Raw genomic sequence first — 16261 nt, forward strand, 5'->3', positions numbered from 1 at the left:
CCTGCGGTATCGGAAGTTCCACCGGTGCCGGCCGGACGGATCTCCTTACGGCCGGCGACTTCGCGAGATAAAAGTATTTATGCCACCAGCGCTTTTTGATATTTCACCGCCAGCGCTGGAGGTAATGTGACGAAAAATACATGCGCCGCCAACACTTTCTTGTTCAGAAGTCGCCGCGCTTGGCGCGACTCGACGGTCGGTGAAAATCACCTACTTATCTTGGGTGCGCCCGCGGTCATGGCTTCGGGATAGGCCTCGGGCGAGACTCAGAGCTTCTGCCGCAGCAAAGCGTCCATATCGAAGCTCGCGGCATCCGCCGCGCGGGGCGCCACCCCGAGACGTTCTCTGAGATAATCCAGAGCCTGTCGCGCGCGCCGGATATGGTAGCGTTCGGACGCCTCCTGCAGCATGGGCGCCGCGAGAAGCGGCATCCGGGCCTGGAGATATCTGAGCCCGGTCATCTCCAGGAGCTCCTCATGACGCATGCCGGTATCCCGGGGCAGGTCCGCCGCGTAAGGGGAGATCTGCGGAGCCGGGACCTCGCGAGGCGACACGGCCGACGGCTCGCGATGCTGCAGGACTTCGTCGATCGCGCGGCTCCAGAGGAAGGCCAGGGTCCAATTCCCCTCCATGGAAAGATGTATCCCGTCCACGATGAAAGGGAACGACAGGACGCCCCGCGGCGAGGCCCGGACGATGAAGTCCCGCAGTCCGACGACGTGCCCGCCGAAACGGCGCGCGGACCGTTTCCAGCATTCGCCGCGTTCGATGATCCGGTCGTCGCCCCTCACCAAGGATCGCGCCAGCGAATCGGGATCGCAGCCCTTGGTGAGCCGGCAGACCAGCAGCCGGCGATAGTCGCCGTCGCAGGCGTCCAGGAAGGAGCCCAGCGATCCGTCCCCCGCCTCGCGCCTGCGCGTGTACTCCAGAGACGTCACGGTGCTCTGGACGGGCGTGGTCACCACGGTCTCAGCGCCCATCTGCCGGGCCGTCTGAACCAGCAGATCCGTCCAGGCTTGGAAAGCGAGGTCCGCGTCGCACCGGTCGTGCCCCGGGAACTGAGGGCCGCCCCGTTGACGGAGCAGCGAGATCAGGAGGTCGGGCCCCCGCGCCCTCACGGTCCAGAGCAGATGGGAACGCTCCACGAGCCGCCGCCAAAGGCCATGCGCCTTCGGCCGGCTCAAGGGCAGGCACGCCTCGGAGTCCGTGTCGAAGCGGTCGTTCACCCCTTGATAGAAGATGATGAGGTCCGGCTGGTATCGTCTTATGGCGAGCAGGTAGTAGTAGGCATCCATGGCCATCGAGCCGGCGCGCCCCATGTTGACGACCGTGATGGGCCGGTCCGGCAGCCTGGCGCGCAGGAAGTCGCGGAGCATGGTGGGCGCGCTGCCGAAAGGCCCCCAAGGACTGCCCTGGACACTCGACTCTCCGAAGACGAACACGCGCAGCTCTCCCTTCCGGCGCCGCCGGCCCAGGGGCGCGCCCGGGCGGTGGTCCGATATCCCGTGGTCGCTGATGCGGTAGTTCACCAGCGGCAGCCGACTGACGTAGACGCCTTCTTTCAACAGCACCGGCGCCGGCACCGGGAGGAAGAGCCGAGTCAGGAGTTCGAGGGCCGAGACCGTCAAGACGAAGCTGGCCGCCGATAGCGCCACCCGCGGCAGCAGGAAGCGCAGGGCCTTGCGCATGCCTACCCGCGGCGCCTGCGCGCCAGCACCCCGGGCTTGGGGACCAATCCGTGGGGCAGGACCTTGAGCACGTCGAAGCCCGCCTCTTCGCACCAGGCGGCCAGCTCCTCCTTGGTGTGGTGGGACTGGAACGGCGGAGAGAGCCAATCGAAGTTCTCGATGAGCCGGACCCGGTAGCTCGGGTGCACGGAGAAGGTCAGGTACTTCACCAGGGGCAGGGCTCCCAGCGCGGCCAGCGGGGAGCACAGCAGGTAGACCAAAGCCAGCGGCAGGCGCGTCGTGAACACGCGCAGGCAGTCGCTGAGCAGATGCCTCGCCCCCACCACGAACCAGGCCAGACGCCGGTGCTCCTCCACCCAGGCCCGCTCCGGCCGCAGAGGATTCGTCGCGAAATCCTCGAAGCTCCCGGCCTTGCCGTAGAGCCACACGCTCAGAAGCCCCCCCGGCTTGACCAGCCTGGCCACGGCCAGGAACGCCTCATGCGCATCCTTGGTGTGATGCAGGACCCCGTGGCTGTAGACGAGATCGAAGAACCCGGCCCGGAACGGCGGCTTGAGCAGGTCGCCCTGCACCACGTGCAGGCGCTCCTCCTCGCGAGCGAAGGGCGCCAGCCTGGCCAGGCTCCCGGACAGGTCCACCCCCGCCACCTCCGCGCCCAGAGACAGCGCCACCAAGGTGTAGCGTCCCATGCCGCAGCCCGCGTCGAGCACGGTCTTGCCCTGCAGCTCTGCGGCCTCCAGCTGGCACTCCTCCAGGAACACCGCCTGGTCCTCGGCCAAGGAGCCCGGATAGCGCGACCACTCCCAAGTGAAGCTCCGGCTCGTCGCGGCCACGCGCGCATCGATCTGCTCCTCGAGCAGGAGCCGCGGCACGGACTCGGCGATCGGATACTCGCGGCGGCAGGAGCCGCAGGCCAGGCTGCCCGCCTCGATGTCCGCCTTCGGCTCCGGCATCACGCTCAAGCTCGCGAAGCGCATTGGCGCGCCGCAGCAGGGCGACGCCAGCCAACCCAGCAGACCCATCTTCATGCCTTCATCCTCCGCAGGAAGTCCTTGATCCCGCCCAAAGTGAGCCCCACGCGGTAGAGGAAGACCAGCCCCATGCCCGTCACCAGGACGAACGTGCACATGTGCAGGAACACCGCGTAAGCCAAAGCCTCGGGGGGCGCGGCGCCCAGCTTGACCACGATCGATTTCACCAAAGACTCGAAGGTCCCGATCCCGCCCGGCGCCGCGGGCAAAGCCGCGCCCGCTCCGGCCCAGGAGAGCACGAGGATGGCCCGCGGATAATCGATCCAGCCCTGCAGCCCCAGAGCGAAGGCCCCCAGCCGGAACACCAGCGCATCGACCGACCAAAGCGCCAAGCTCAGGGCCGCCACGGGGATGAGAGCCCGCGGCTGGCGCAGCACCGCCGCGCCCAAGGCCAGGTGCGTCATGATCTCGTGGACCTTGCGCCACGAGCGCAGGCGGCGCTCCACGAACCCCCCCGGCTCCAGGCTGCGCTCCGCCAAGGTGAGGAAGAGCAGGCCGCCGACCACCGCCGCCAGCAGCGCCGCGGCGACTTGACGCAGGTGGGCATCGACGATGCCGGGCTGCAAGGCCGCGGCGGTGACGAAAAGGGTCAGCAGCGCCGCCACGTCCAAGACGCGCTCGACCACCACGCTCGCCAGGACGGTGGCCAGAGGCACACGCAGCCTCTCGGCCGCCAGCACCGCGCGCAGCAGCTCGCCCAGACGGGCGAAGAGCAGATTGTTGACCGCCAAGCCGATGGTGGAAAGCCGGAACAGCTCGCCCAACGGCGCCTTCACGGCCCCCGAGAGCAGGATGCGCCAGCGCAGAGCGCGCAGCCCGATGTCCGCGAACATGATGATGAAGATGATCCCGGGCAGCCAGCGCCAGCGCGCGCCGGCCAGAGCCCGGCCCAGGTCCGCGTACTGCACGTTGCGCAGGGCCAAAGCCAGGAAGAGCCCCGTAAATCCCAAGGCCACCGCCACGGACAGGATCTTGCGGCGGCTCACAGCGCCCCCGCCCGCAGCAGGGCTCCGCAGGAAGCCAACCAGGCGGACCAAGCCAGGAGCCCGATCAGGACGAAAATGGTCCAATGGACCGGCCGAAAATCCAGGCGCAGGTCCACGTCCCGGCCCGCCGCACCCGGCGGCATGCGCACGGCCTGGAAGAAACCCCATGGCTCCAAGACCGCGGGAGCCCCGTCCAGCCAGGCGCGCCAGCCCGGATAGGCCGGGACCGTCGCCACCAGACGCTGCGCACCGGGCGGCGCCCGGCCCGCGATCCGCCAGCGCTCCGGCCTCGGAGACCCGATGTCCAATGACGCCGCCTCCGGCCCCCCCGCGGAGGTGAAGAAAGCCAGCGGCAGAGCGCCGGCATTGGGCACAAGCTCGCCCTCGGCCGTCAGCCGATAGGCGACCCCGGCCAGACGCATCAGCGGCGTGTCGGCGCGGGACAGATAGGAGCGGCTGGCGTCCGCGGCGGGCCTGCCCTCGCTGGCCGCGGCGAAGGCGGGGAAGCCCCCCAGGTAGAACGCGTCGTAGCCGTTGACGTTCATGGCCCGGTAGAGCATGGTCTTGTCCGCGCTGGCCAAGGCCGGGTCGCTGAGGATGCGCAAAGGCCGTCCGCCCGCGGCCCGGGCCAAAGCGGAGTTGACGGAGAGATAGCGGGCGGAGCTCTCCGACTTGACGAAGGGGCTTGCCCACGAGAGCAGCTGCACGAAGGCCGCGGCCAGAATGAAGGCCTTGAGCTCCGGCTTGAGCGAGCTTTCCCAGCGGCGCGCTCCGGCGCCGGCGGCCATGACCAGCCCCCACAGGGACAAGAGGAGGTATCGCGACGGCGTCCTCAGCAGGCCGGCGGGCCCCGCGCTCGCGAGCCGGTAGAGCGGATTGTTCCAGCCCAGGGCCAGGAACACACCCAGCCCGATCAGCACCGCGGCGCGCCAGGCGCGCGCGCGCCACAGCCCGGCCGCGGCGGCCAAAAGCCCGGCCCAGCCGATGAAGACCCCGGAGGACTCGAAGAACACCGACGGAACGTCTCCCCAGGTCCCGTCCAGGGGATTGCCCAGGGCGTTGGGCCAGAGCCAGGTGAGCAGGTCCCGCGGCGAGACCGAATAGGCGGCGAGGAAGGATTGCGGCCAGTTCCGGCGCACGGAGAGGCTCACGAACCGCCAGGTGTCCGGCCATTGCATGATCGCCAGGACCGCCGCGCCCAAGCCCGCGCAGGCGAGCCGGCCCATGAGCCGGCCGCGCTCCTTGCGGCACAACGCCCAGGCCGCCATGCCTGCGGCGTTGGCGAGCAGGAACTGCGGATGCCCGGAAAGGAACTGCAGGGCCCAGGCCGCGGCCAGCAAGCCCGGCCGGCAGGACAGGAATGCCAGCCAGCACCAAGGCACCCAGGCCAAGGCGGCGAGCAAGGTCGGTATGCCTTCGGTCACGCGGTAGAGGACGAAGGGCGAGAAGCAGTAGAGGCCGGCCAAGAAGAGCGCCGCTGCGGAGCTTAGGCCTTCGCGCCGCGCCAGCAGCAGCAGGCCCAGGCCGCCCCAGAGGATGTGCAGGGCGAAATCCCAGGACAAAGCCAAGGCCAGAGGCAGTATCCGGGAGAGCACGCTGAGCGGATAGAAAAGGCCGGCCTGGGAATTCGCCGAGAGCGGGCCGCCGCAGAAGATGTAGGGGTTCCAGAACGGCAGACGGCCCTCTTGCAGGGCGCCGCTGACCAAGGCGCGCAGGGGATGATGATAGGCGTAAAGGTCGCCGAACCCGGCCAGGGCCGCCGTCGGCGAGAAGACCGCCGGAGCGAGCAGCGCCAGGACCAGGCCGGAAAAAAGCGCGAATGCGCCGGAGTCTTTGGCCCTCATAGCGGTCAGCGGGAGGCGAAGCCTGCCCGCGCTCGCCGAAGGGCGAGATTATACCAATATAGCCCGAACGCCGACAGGAATACCGCGGTCAGGAGCAGGCCCGCGCGCCAGGAGGCCGGATCGTAGAAGAACCGCAGGCGCCAAGGCCCTTGCGGCACTCGGACCTTCTGGAACGCGCCCCAGGCGGGCAGGACCTCCACGAGGCGCGCGGCCCCGCCAGCCTCCAGCATCGTTTTCCAGCCGGGATAGCGGGGCTCGGCCACGAAGGCCCAGCCGGCCTGGGTCCCGGCTACCTCGAATCGGTCGTCCCGCGGCCACGACTCGGGCAGGGGTTCGGCCGCGGCCGGCAGCGGCGCGCCGGGAAGCTCCGCGGACAAAGCCTCGCCGGCGCGCTCATCGAGGGCCCAGGCCAGACCGGTCTTGCCGGCCGCGCGATAGGCGTGCCAGAGGACCTCTCCGGCCGGCTGCAGCAGGGGAGTCGCGGGCACCGGGTCGCGCGTGAGCAAGATGCCGATCCCGGCTCCGGGCAGCAGACGCGCGGCGGCCGCGGCCGAGGGCTGGCGGTAAAGCAGGTCCATGAGGTCGTATGTGGTCCTGGGCACCAGCGGCTCCCCGAAGTTGCCCGCCGCGCGCAGCCGGTACGGATCGTTGGTGAGGCCGTAGAGGCGCCATTTCCAATCCCTGACGCCGAAGCCGCTGTGGCTTTCCAGCGCCTGGGGCGAGAGGAGATAGCGCCGGCCGCCGCTGTGTTCCTGCAGCCAAGGCGGCAAGGGCCCGGCGTCGGTGAAGAGCCCGCGCGGAGCCAGGGGGGCTTGGCCCACGCCGTAGCAGAGGAGCTCGCCGGCCAAGAGCAGGACCAGCGGCGCCCGCCAGGAAGGCCGCAGCCTCTGCGCGCCCGCCGCCGCGAGCAGAGCCACGATGGGCCAACCCAGATAGGCCAGGTTGCCGGGGTAGCGGACGAAGCGCAGAGGAGCGAGATGCTGCCAGGCCGCGCGGGAGACCGCCGTCGCATCGCCCAGGATCAGGAACAACACCGTGCCGAGCAGCGCCGCCAAGCCCGCGGCCCGCCTGCGGCCCAGGCTCCAGAGGCCCCAGGCCGCCAGGAGGACGCCGGTGAAGCCCGCGTAGCTGGATCTGGTCCAATTGACCGCCGGATTGAAGCCGGGGCTGAGCAGGGGGCTGACCCAAAGGGTCAGGTCGCGCCCGGAGTAGCCGAAAAGGAGAGTCTCCTCGATCCCCATGCCGCCGCTGCGCCGGGAGAGTCCGAGGAGTTCCGCTCCGGGCAGGAGCTGGCAGGCGGCCAGGCCCGCGGCCAAGGCCCCGGCCGCCAGCCAGCCTCGGCCCCAGGACCATGCCGGCTTGGCCAGGACCGCGCTCACCGCCCAGGCCAGCAGCGAGCCGCCGACCAAGAAGGGTGGATAGCCGGCCAGGAAAGCGGCGGCCAAGGTCAAAGCCAGCAGGGCCGGCCTGCGGAAGAAGAGCAGCAGCGCCGGCAGCAGGCTCAGAACGGCCAGATGATTGAGGAAGGGCATGCGGCTCAGAAGCCCGCCGCCCAGCACGAGGACCGCGGCGCCGGCCAGGGCGGCCGATGAGCGCAGGCGCAGGGAGCGCAGCCAGAGCCACATCAGCCAGCCGGCCAGCCAGTAGTGGAGGCCATGGAAGCAGGCCGTGGCGGTGGCGAAGCCGAAGATCCGGAATGGGACCGTGCCGGGATAGAAGACGGCCCTCTGCATGTTGGCCGCCATGGGCATGCCGAAGTACAGGAAGGGGTCCCACGCCGGCAGCTGTCCCGCCTGCAGGAGCTGCGTCGAGGATTGCTGCCAGGGCAGGTGCAGATAGGTCAGGTCGCCCCAGAACGGCATGAGCCCCCGCGACCAAGCCGGCGCGAAAAGCCCCAGGACCAGCAGAGCCAGCAGGGCGGCGGCCCACGCCTCCAACCTGGGCCTAGCCCGGTCCATTTCCCCTCAGGCTCGGGCACGAGGCCGCGCCGCGCGCATGGGCGGAGCGGGCCCGGTCCTCGCGGCCCAATCGGCGGTAGGTCGTCTCCAGCCAAGACCAGGTGGAGGCCCGGAAGGGATTCTGCGCCGCGGCGCGCTCGAAGTCGGCGGCCGCGGCCTGGAGGCGCGACCCATCGGCGCCCGAGAGCGACGCCTCGATGAACCCGGAGAGCCGCGCGGTCTCCGGGTGGTCGCAACGACGGGCGGAAGCCTCCAGGAGCGCCAGCGCCTCGGTCTTGGAGCCGCCGGAGTTCACCAAGGCCTGGGCCCGGGCCCGGCCGATGTCGGCCTGCCACCTCTGCCAGACCGACTGCCCGGCGCAGAGGCCCGCGGCCAAGGCCAGCGCGCAAGCCGGCAGCCGCCAACGAGCCGGGACCGCGAGCCCTGCCCCGCTCTCGGGCAGACATGAGCCGACGCAGCAGCAGAACAGCCAGAGCACCGCCGGGATGGAGAGGGCATAGTCCCACAAGGACTGGACCAGCAAGGCCAGGGCGGCGACGCGCTTGGCCGGGGGGCCGCGCCGCAGGATCAGCCAGAGCCCGGCCAGCCAGGCCGCCAGGAAGGGGAATCCCTCCTCGGCGGCGGTCTCCAGGAAATGCTGGTGCGCGTAGAGGCTGGCCAGCGGCCGGCTGGGGTCGACGTAGGCCGGCAGGACATAGGCGAAGGTGCCGGGGCCGGAACCCAGCCAGGGCCTGGCCAAGCCCATGCGCGCCGCGGCCGTCCACCAGACCCAGCGGTCGCGCACGCCCGCGGTCCCGAGCTTGGCTGCGGCCAGGGCCAGGCAGAACAGGACCGCGGCCGCTACGGTCCAGACCCTCCCGGGCCGGCGCACCAGCAGCAGCGCCGCGGCCAGCCCCAGCCACGCGCCGACGCTGTGCGCCCAGGTCAGGCACAGCAGGAGCAGAGCCGTCAGGATCCAATCCTTCTGCGTCACGGCCAAGGGCAGGAAGAGCAGTATGGCGCCGGCGAAGACGTTCACATTGAGCAGGCTGGCCGGGGGACGGTCCAGGTGCAGGCCGAAACGCTGGTAGAGGGCGAGCAGGACCAGGGCCCAAGCGACCGCCCGCATCCCAAGGTCCACGAGCCGGCGCTGGTCTCCAGGCATGACCGAGTAGGCCAGCAGCACGCCCAAGGCCGCCAGCCACACGTGCCAGGCGGGGACCGCGTAGGCCGGCAGAGGCCCGGCGTATGCGCAAAGACCGCCCCAGACCGCCAGGCCCAAGGTCCAAGCCAGCAGAGGCCGGGGGGGCAGAGGCAGGCGGCCGCGGAGCAGCCGGCCGCAGACCCACAAGACCGCGACGGCGAGGACGGCCAGCAGGAGCAAGGACTGCGCCCAGAGGTCCCAGGCGCCGCTCAGCAGCGGTCCCAGGACGGCCAGCAGTCCCGGGAAGAGGGCCAGCACGCCGCGGTCAGTCCGCCAGGATCTTCGGCGTCACGAAGATCAGCAGCTCCGTGCGCGTGCGCGCCTTGTGCTTGCTGCGGAACAGCCAGCCCAGGATGGGGATGTCCCCGAGGAGCGGGATCTTGCTGATCCGGTCCTCGAGGCGGTCGCTGATGAGGCCGCCGATGACGATGGTCTCGCCGTCGCGGATGAGCACCGTGGTCTGGGCCTGGCGCGAGTCGATGCCGGGCGCCCCACCCGTGGCGGTCGGGGCCGTGGCCGAGGGCTGGCTGACCGTCGGGTTGACCAGGAGCGTGATGCGGCCGTCGGCGTTGATGGTCGGCGTCACCGTGAGCTGGATGCCCACGGAGACGTAGGTGACCTGCGAGGTGACGGCGCCGCCCGCGGTCGAGGCGATGCTGGAGGTCACGTAGGGATACTGGGTCGTGACATTGATGTTGGCGGGCTGGTTGTTGAGGGTCGCGATCTTCGGGTCGGAGAGGACCTTGATCTTGCCCTGGCTGGCGGCCGCGGTCAAGGTCATGTTGAGGATCTGGTTGTTGGTGATGCGCCCCAAAGTCAAGGCGCCCAGCACGTTGGACGCGGGGAGGTTGACCCCCGTACCGCCGCCGACTCCCAACGGGCTGTTGGCGCCGGCGATCTTGGTGGAGTCCATTCCGGCGACGCTGTTGAGGTCGAACGGAGTGGACTTCCCGGTCGCGACGCCGAGGGGAGCTCCGATGGTGGAGACCCCGTTCTTGCCGAACGCCTTGCCCTGGTCGGCGGAGAAATAGTTCCATTGGATGCCGTAGTCCAGGCTGTTGCTCAAAGTGACTTCGATGAGCTTGGCCTCGATGAGGACCTGCTTGGGCCGCACATCGAGCTGGGCGATGAGCCGCTCCTCGGTGGCCATCCCGTCCGGGGACTCGGTCAGGATCAGGGAGTTGGTCTTGAGGTCGGCCGTGGCCGAGCCCTGGCGGCCTTCGGCCGAGCGCACGGCGGTGAGCGCCGGCAGGATCTCGGAGGCCTTGGTGTAGTTGAGCGGGATGATCTTGGTGAGGGTGGTGGCCGTGCTGCGCTCCTTGGCCATCTGCGCCGGGGTCAGCACGCGCACGATGCTGTCGCCCACCTGCATGGTGACCAGGCCGCTCATGGACAGGATGGTCTGCACCGCCTCGTTGAAGGGCACGTCGCTGAGGTGCAGGGTCAGGGGCAGTACGGCCGCCACGTCGCTGCCGAAGATGATATTGACCCGGGCTTTGGCCGCGAGGAGCTTGAAGACGTCCCGGATATCCGTGGCGTCGAAGTCCAAGGTCACCAGATCCCGGGGCAGGCGGCTCATGATGTCGGAACGCCTCACGCGCTTGGCCAACCCCGAGGCGTGGGCCACGGACTCCTCCTCTTCGGGGGCGGCTTTCGCTTCAGACTCCCCCTCCGAGTCCTTCTCAGCCCGGTCCTTCACCAGGACCTTCGGCTTGGCCGCGGCCGCGGGGACGACCGCCGCGGCCTCCACGGCGACCGGAGCCGCCGCAGCCACCGCCGCCGGCGCCTTCGGGTGCTGAGGCTTGCGCGGGGCCGCTGCCTGGGGCGCCGCCGCGGCGGCCGCCTTGGGCGAGACCTCGGCTTGGGCGGCCGGAGTCGCCGGCGCCGGCGGCTGCGCCGCGGCGGATTCCGCCACCAAAGTGACGACCAGAGCGTGATCCGACTGGGTGAGGCGGTAGCCGGCCATCTCGTTGAGGTCCATGACGACGCGCGCGATCATCTTCGGGGAGCGTTGGTACTGGCCCACGCGCACGCGCTTGAGGAACCGCCCCTTGCCGGCGATCTCCGTGGCGCCCACCTGGTCCTCGGCATCGAGGAGCTCCACGACCAGGCGCGGGGGCTTGGCGATGAGGATGCCGTTGTACTGCGCCGGGGCGCTGAGCTTGATGGTCACCGTGTCGTAGCCGACGCTGAGGCCCTCTACGGTGGCCGACGCTTCCGCCGCGAAGCTCCGGACCAGCAGTCCCTCGGGGCACGCCAGGGCGAGGGCCAAGGCCGCGGCCAAAGAGCGCCTCGCGACTGTCTGCACGCAGGACCGCCTCATAATGGAGGGCCGCTTCGTAGTCATTGCATTCTCCCGCTCGCCGTCAATCCTTCTCTTCCTCGCCCAGCCGGAAAACCTGCACGTCGCCTTCCGGGGCGGTCAGGGTCGCCATCTTCTTCTTGAGGTCTATGGTCCCGGTCACGCCCGGTACGGCCTTCTGTTTGGGATCGTAGAGCCGGCCCTGGCGCAGGAGGAAGCCCCCGCCCGCTTCGTTGTCCACGAACAGCGCGAAATCGGTCCCCGCGTCGCGCATGATGCCCCGCAAGTAAAGCTTGTGGATGCTGAAATCCTGCAGCGAGAAGGCCCGCGCGGAGCCGCGGCTGGCGCCCCAGCGCGCGAAAGGGTCGCGCAGGCGCTCCCCCGTGTAGATGCTGCCGACGGTGGCCGCGGTGGACGCCTTGACCTCGACCGGGGCGGCAGCCGCGGGCGCCCCGCCCGCAGGCCCGCTGGCGGCCCGGGCCTCCGGAAGGCCGACTCCGAGGACCAGCGCCGCCGCCGTCAGGATCCAAGCTTTCATCATCCCTCTAATTGTACTGGTAGGAGACCAGCGTGAAGCTCACCCGCATCTCGCCCGTCCCTTCCGTGGGCTCCGGGAACTTGACGTCGTAGACGTTGTAAAGGCGCTGCTCCAGCGCCAGGGCTGCCAGGAATCTGCCGATGTTGTGGAACGTGCCGCGCACCGAGACCGGGAACCGGAACTCGGTGAAGTACTGCTGGGGCTTGCTGGGGCCCGGCGCGAAACTCAGCAGGAAGACCTTGTATTGGGCTCCCACGGAGTCCAGCGTCACCAGGATATCCGTCACCGACTTGGTCTTGGGCAGGCGCTTCTCGGCCTCGATCTTGCGCTCGTTGAGGCTCACCAACTGCCGGTCCAACTCGTCGAGCCTTGCGGCCTGGCGCTTGGCGGCCTGGATGTCGCGTTCCAGGCCCTCGATCTGGGTCTGGAGATCCTTCGTCTTCTTCGAGACCGGGAGCCAGAAGAACTGCACGTAGCAGTACGCGAAAGCGACCAGCCCGATGGCGCCCGCGGCCAGGGTCTGCTGCTGCTGCTTCGTCAGTTTGATGGCCATTCTGCGCTCACAGTTGGGGCGTATGGGCCGCGGTCAGAGTGAAGCTGCGCAGCGCGCCGGCCGCGGACTCCTGCGTGGTCATCGCGCCGAGCTCGATGCTGGTGAACCTTCCCGAATCCTCCATCTTGTGGATCCAGGTGCGGATGTCTTCGTTGGTGCGGGCCTCCGCCGTGATATTGAGCTTCAATTGGCCGCCGCCGCCGCCGCTCACGTCCAAAGTCTTGACCCGCACGCCGGACGGGATGCTCCTCACGAAATCGCTCATGAAGTAAGGATAGGTGCGCCGGCCGCGGTCCAGGCCGTCGATGACCCCAAGCCGGTCCCGCAGCGCCTTGGCCTGGGCTTCCATCTCCTTGACCTTGGCCACGACGGCGTCCAGCCGCTGGAGTTCGGCCTTGTCGATCGCGAGTTCGCCCTGCAGGCGATGGAGCCGGACCACGAACAATAAAGAGGCCAGCACGATCAGGAAGGCCGCCGCGGCGCCGGCCAGCCCGAACTGCAGGGCCTTCTGCCGCTGCTGGGCCTTGGCCAGGATTTCTTTGGGGACGAGGTTGATCTTAATCATGGCGGCTCAGAGCCAATCCCTGTTGCGCCGCAGCGCCAAGCCGACCGCCACCGCGAAGGCGGGAGCCAAAGACGCCGGCACGTCCGCGGGAGGGCGCTTCAGGCAAGCGAACGGCTCCAGCACCGAGACCGGGACCTTGAGCTCGGCGCTCAGGTGCTTGGTGAGGTTCTTGAGCGGAGCGCTCCCGCCCGCCAGGACGATGCGCGCGATGGCCCGCTCCGGCCCCTGGGACAGGTAGAAGTCCACCGAGCGGTGGACCTCGGCCACCAAGTCCTTGGCGACCGTCGTCACCGCCTGGGACACGCCCAGCGCCTCCCGGTTGCCCTCGGCCAGGGCCTTCTCTTTCTCGGCGGCGTCCACGATGATGCCCAGGTTCTTCTTGAGCTCCTCGGCCTTGGCCGCGTCGACCTGCACCCCCTTCATTATGGCCTTGGTCAGGGTGCTCCCGGAGATGAAGATGTCGCGGACCACGCGGGTGACGCCGCCCTCGATGATGGAGAGGTTGGTCACGCTGTGTCCGATGTTGAGGTAGAGGGTGGCCCCGCCCGCGGCCTTGGGATCGCGCAGCCGCTCGTGGATGTTCTCCAGCGCGAAGGAGTCCACGTCGATGATGGTGGGCACGAGCCCCGCGCCCTGCAGGATCTCCAGCCGCGCGGCCACGAGGTCCTTCTTGGCCGCCACCAGGACCGTCTCCATCTTCTTGAGCCCGTCCTCCACGATGTCGTCGAGGATGTGGAAGCCCAGCTGCACCTCGTTGATGTCGAACGGGATGAAGGGCTCGGCCTCGCTGGCCAGCGTGGCGGAAAGCTCGCTCTTGGTCAGGCGCGGGAACTTCACATAGCGCACGATGACGGAATTGCCGGAGAGCGCGGTCACGGCCTCCTTGACCTTGAGGCCCTTCTCGACCAGGAAGGCCCGCAGGGCGTTGATGGTCTGGACCTTCTTCTCCTCCGGGCTCGCCTCGGGCTTGATGGTCAGGGGCAGATGACTCCAAGCCTTGAGCGCCAGCCCGCCGTCTTCCTCCATGATGAGCGCGATCTTGATGGCATAGCTGCCCACGTCGACCGCCAGGACATAACGGGAGCCGGTCAGGGCCGCGCTGAGCCCTTTTAGTTTCTTCAGCACTTCGTCTAGTTTGGCAGCCATAAAAAAACGCCGACGCCCAGGCTCTTCCTATTTAAAGGAACACAGCCTCTGGACGGACTCGGCGCGGGCACGAACGGACCGGTCCTTCATGCAATCCGGGCCGGCAAAGGAGATTTATAACAGGTATCCACTGATTTGTCAAGGCCTTTGTTAAAGGATAGCAATGTTCGGTCGCGCCATGCCAGGCAGGCGGCGACCCATGCCCAGGCGCAAATATAGTAGAATACTCATCTGTGGACGGCATCCTTTTTGACTACGGCGGGACCCTCGATTCCGACGGGACCACCTGGATCGACCGGTTCTTCCGCATCACCCAGGACCTGGGTTTCGATTTTCCCCGCCCCCGGTTCGACCGCGCGTTCTACGACAGCGACGACAGCCTCCCCGCCCGCTTCGCGCTGAAGGGCCTGTCCCTGGAGCAGACGCTGACCCTCCAAGTCAACGGCGTCCTCGCAGCCTTGGCCCCGGACCGCGCGACGCAGGCGCCTGAGGTCGTGGCCCGCTTCATCGCCGAGTCGCGCGCCGCGTTCCAGCGCAACCGGCCGGTCCTGGAGCGGCTCGCCGCCCGCTACCGTCTGGGCGTCGTCTCCAACTTCTACGGGAACCTCGAAGACATCCTGGCCAGCGAAGGCCTGCGCGGGCTCTTCTCCTCGGTCGTGGATTCCGGGGTCCTAGGCGTCGCCAAGCCGGATCCGGCCATTTTCCGGAGAGCCCTGGCCGACCTGGGCCTCACGCCGGAGCAAGCCCTCATGGTGGGCGATTCAGTGCCCCGGGACATGAAGGGCGCCGAGGGTCTGGGCATGCGCCATATCCTGGTGGGAGATCTCTCCCGGCCGGTCTGCTGCCCCAAGGCGCTGCGAGTGGCCTCCGTCGCGGACCTGGAAAGCGTGCTGCCGAAAGCGGCCGGACCCGTCCCTCTGCGCGCGGGAATCATAGCGGCCGGCGACGGAGAGCGGCTCAAGTCCAGCCACCCCGAGACCATCAAGCCCCTGGTGCCGATACGCGGCCGGCCTCTTTGCCACTGGGTCGTCGGATCTCTGAGCGAGGCTGGCGTTCAGGATTTCACGGTCTTGTTCAATTCTCGAGGCCACCGCGCCCAGGAGAGCCTTTTGGCGTCCTTCCCGTCCTTGCGCTGGACCTTCCTCTCGCGCGACACTGCCTCCTCTTGGGAGAGCTTCCGCCTGGTGGCGCAATCTTTGGCCGAGACCGAGGGCTCATTCCTCATCAGCACGGTCGACGCGCTCATGCCCCCGGCCGGGGCCCGTCGCTTCGCCGAGGCGGCCAGGGTCTCGGGCGCCCCGGCGGCCCTCGCCCTCACCGAATTCATCGACGACGAGAAGCCGCTCTGGGCCGACTTGGGCCCGGACGGCCGGGTCACGGCCTTGGGAGCGGACGCCCGCACTCACCGGTACGCCACCTGCGGCCTCTACTATCTGACCGCGGCCGTGGCGCGGGCGCTGCCGCAGGCGCAGGCCTACGGCAGGCTGCGCGAGTATCTGCAAGACTTGGTCGCCCAAAGCGCGGTGGCGGGAGTCGTCCTGTCCAAAACCATCGACGTGGACCGGCCCGAGGACGTCCGCCAGGCCGAGAATTTCGTCACGGCGTTCGAGAGCTGACCATGGTTTCCTGCCTGGGCATCTGCAGAGAATTGACGAACTCCCCGAACCGGGAGACCGACGACGCCCTCATCCTCAAGGCGGTCATGGAGCAGCTTTCCATCTATAGGGCTCACACCATGGTCATGACCCCGGAAGAGGCGGACACCGCGGACCTGGGCTCCTGGGACATGATCGTGCCCATGTGCGAGTCCTATCCCCGCCTGCGCCGCCTCATCGCCCAGCAGCGAGCGCGGCCCGTGCTCATGGTCAACCCGCCGGAGTCGGTGCTGGCCTGCTACCGCCTGAGCATGTACGAGGCCTTCGCCAAGGACCCCAGCATCCTCTGCCCCCCCACCGAGACCCGCAGCATCCAGGGCTCGCACGCGCTGCAGCCCCCGGCCTTCGCGGACCACGGCGGACTCTGGGTCAAGCGCGGCGACGTGCACAACACCTGCACCCACGACGTGGTCTACGCGGGGGACTGGTCCGAGGTGGAGGCCATCCGCCAGGATTTCGCCTCCCGCGAGATCTCGTCCTTGGTCCTGCAGCAGCACGTCGACGGCGACCTAGTCAAGTTCTACGGCGTGGGCCCGGGGCGCTGGTTCACCTACTTCTACCACGACCCGGCCACGGCGCGCAAGCTCCCCTTCGACATCGACATCCTGGCGGCCATGGCAGCGGCCGGAGCCTCCGCCCTCAAGCTCGAGGTCTTCGGCGGCGACGCCATCATCACCCCCGAGGGCCGCATCTATCTCATCGACATCAATTCCTGGCCGAGCTTCGCGCGCGTGCGCGCCGAAGCCTCCATCCAGATCGCCTGGCAGCTGCGCTCCAGGCTCAAAACCCTGCAAGCCGTGAGGAGACCCTGA

Annotated in this window: 13 protein-coding genes; 2 read left to right on the forward strand and 11 right to left on the reverse strand. The window is 68.9% G+C overall.

Annotated elements, in window-relative coordinates; genetic code table 11:
- Positions 1 to 266: 266 nt before the first annotated feature.
- Genes NTY77_17415 through pilM form a run of 11 tightly spaced genes read right to left on the reverse strand, consistent with a single transcriptional unit; the run spans position 267 to position 13773 of the window.
- Complete coding sequence (locus tag NTY77_17415; GenBank protein MCX5797273.1) at positions 267 to 1688, reverse strand: SGNH/GDSL hydrolase family protein; 1422 nt, start codon at positions 1686 to 1688, stop codon at positions 267 to 269.
- Between the two features lie 2 nt (positions 1689 to 1690).
- The gene (locus NTY77_17420; GenBank protein MCX5797274.1) at positions 1691 to 2716 is read right to left on the reverse strand and encodes a methyltransferase domain-containing protein; all 1026 of its coding nucleotides are present in this window, start codon (positions 2714 to 2716) and stop codon (positions 1691 to 1693) included.
- The gene (locus NTY77_17425; protein MCX5797275.1) at positions 2713 to 3705 is read right to left on the reverse strand and encodes a lysylphosphatidylglycerol synthase transmembrane domain-containing protein; all 993 of its coding nucleotides are present in this window, start codon (positions 3703 to 3705) and stop codon (positions 2713 to 2715) included. The genes NTY77_17420 and NTY77_17425 overlap by 4 nt, the downstream gene beginning before the upstream one ends.
- Positions 3702 to 5549, reverse strand: coding sequence for a hypothetical protein (locus NTY77_17430; protein ID MCX5797276.1), 1848 nt, complete (start codon positions 5547 to 5549; stop codon positions 3702 to 3704). Before NTY77_17430 ends, NTY77_17425 begins: the two co-directional genes overlap by 4 nt.
- Positions 5550 to 5554: 5 nt before the next feature.
- Positions 5555 to 7507, reverse strand: a complete 1953-nt coding sequence (locus NTY77_17435) for a hypothetical protein (protein ID MCX5797277.1) — start codon at positions 7505 to 7507, stop codon at positions 5555 to 5557.
- Complete coding sequence (locus NTY77_17440; GenBank protein ID MCX5797278.1) at positions 7494 to 8948, reverse strand: O-antigen ligase family protein; 1455 nt, start codon at positions 8946 to 8948, stop codon at positions 7494 to 7496. The genes NTY77_17435 and NTY77_17440 overlap by 14 nt, the downstream gene beginning before the upstream one ends.
- A gap of 7 nt (positions 8949 to 8955) precedes the next feature.
- Entirely contained in the window at positions 8956 to 10998 is a 2043-nt protein-coding gene (pilQ, locus tag NTY77_17445) for a type IV pilus secretin PilQ (GenBank protein ID MCX5797279.1), read from the reverse strand.
- A 58-nt stretch (positions 10999 to 11056) separates the two neighbouring features.
- On the reverse strand, positions 11057 to 11530 hold the full coding sequence (locus tag NTY77_17450) for a hypothetical protein (GenBank protein ID MCX5797280.1): 474 nt from the start codon (positions 11528 to 11530) through the stop codon (positions 11057 to 11059).
- Between the two features lie 7 nt (positions 11531 to 11537).
- The gene (gene pilO, locus NTY77_17455) at positions 11538 to 12083 is read right to left on the reverse strand and encodes a type 4a pilus biogenesis protein PilO (protein MCX5797281.1); all 546 of its coding nucleotides are present in this window, start codon (positions 12081 to 12083) and stop codon (positions 11538 to 11540) included.
- A gap of 7 nt (positions 12084 to 12090) precedes the next feature.
- A complete protein-coding gene (locus tag NTY77_17460) occupies positions 12091 to 12648 on the reverse strand; it encodes a PilN domain-containing protein (GenBank protein MCX5797282.1) in 558 nt (185 codons plus the stop codon).
- A 6-nt stretch (positions 12649 to 12654) separates the two neighbouring features.
- Positions 12655 to 13773 (reverse strand): type IV pilus assembly protein PilM, encoded by a 1119-nt coding sequence (gene pilM / locus NTY77_17465; GenBank protein MCX5797283.1) that lies wholly within the window; start codon positions 13771 to 13773, stop codon positions 12655 to 12657.
- A gap of 254 nt (positions 13774 to 14027) precedes the next feature.
- Between pilM and NTY77_17470 the strand changes: the two genes are divergently transcribed.
- Both NTY77_17470 and NTY77_17475 read left to right on the forward strand, forming a co-directional pair.
- Positions 14028 to 15410: an HAD-IA family hydrolase gene (locus tag NTY77_17470; protein ID MCX5797284.1), complete on the forward strand. Its 1383-nt coding sequence runs from the start codon at positions 14028 to 14030 to the stop codon at positions 15408 to 15410.
- Positions 15411 to 15412: 2 nt separating this feature from the next.
- Positions 15413 to 16261, forward strand: coding sequence for a hypothetical protein (locus NTY77_17475; protein MCX5797285.1), 849 nt, complete (start codon positions 15413 to 15415; stop codon positions 16259 to 16261).

This window comes from Elusimicrobiota bacterium, from assembly GCA_026388095.1.
GTDB lineage: Bacteria > Elusimicrobiota > Elusimicrobia > UBA1565 > UBA9628 > UBA9628.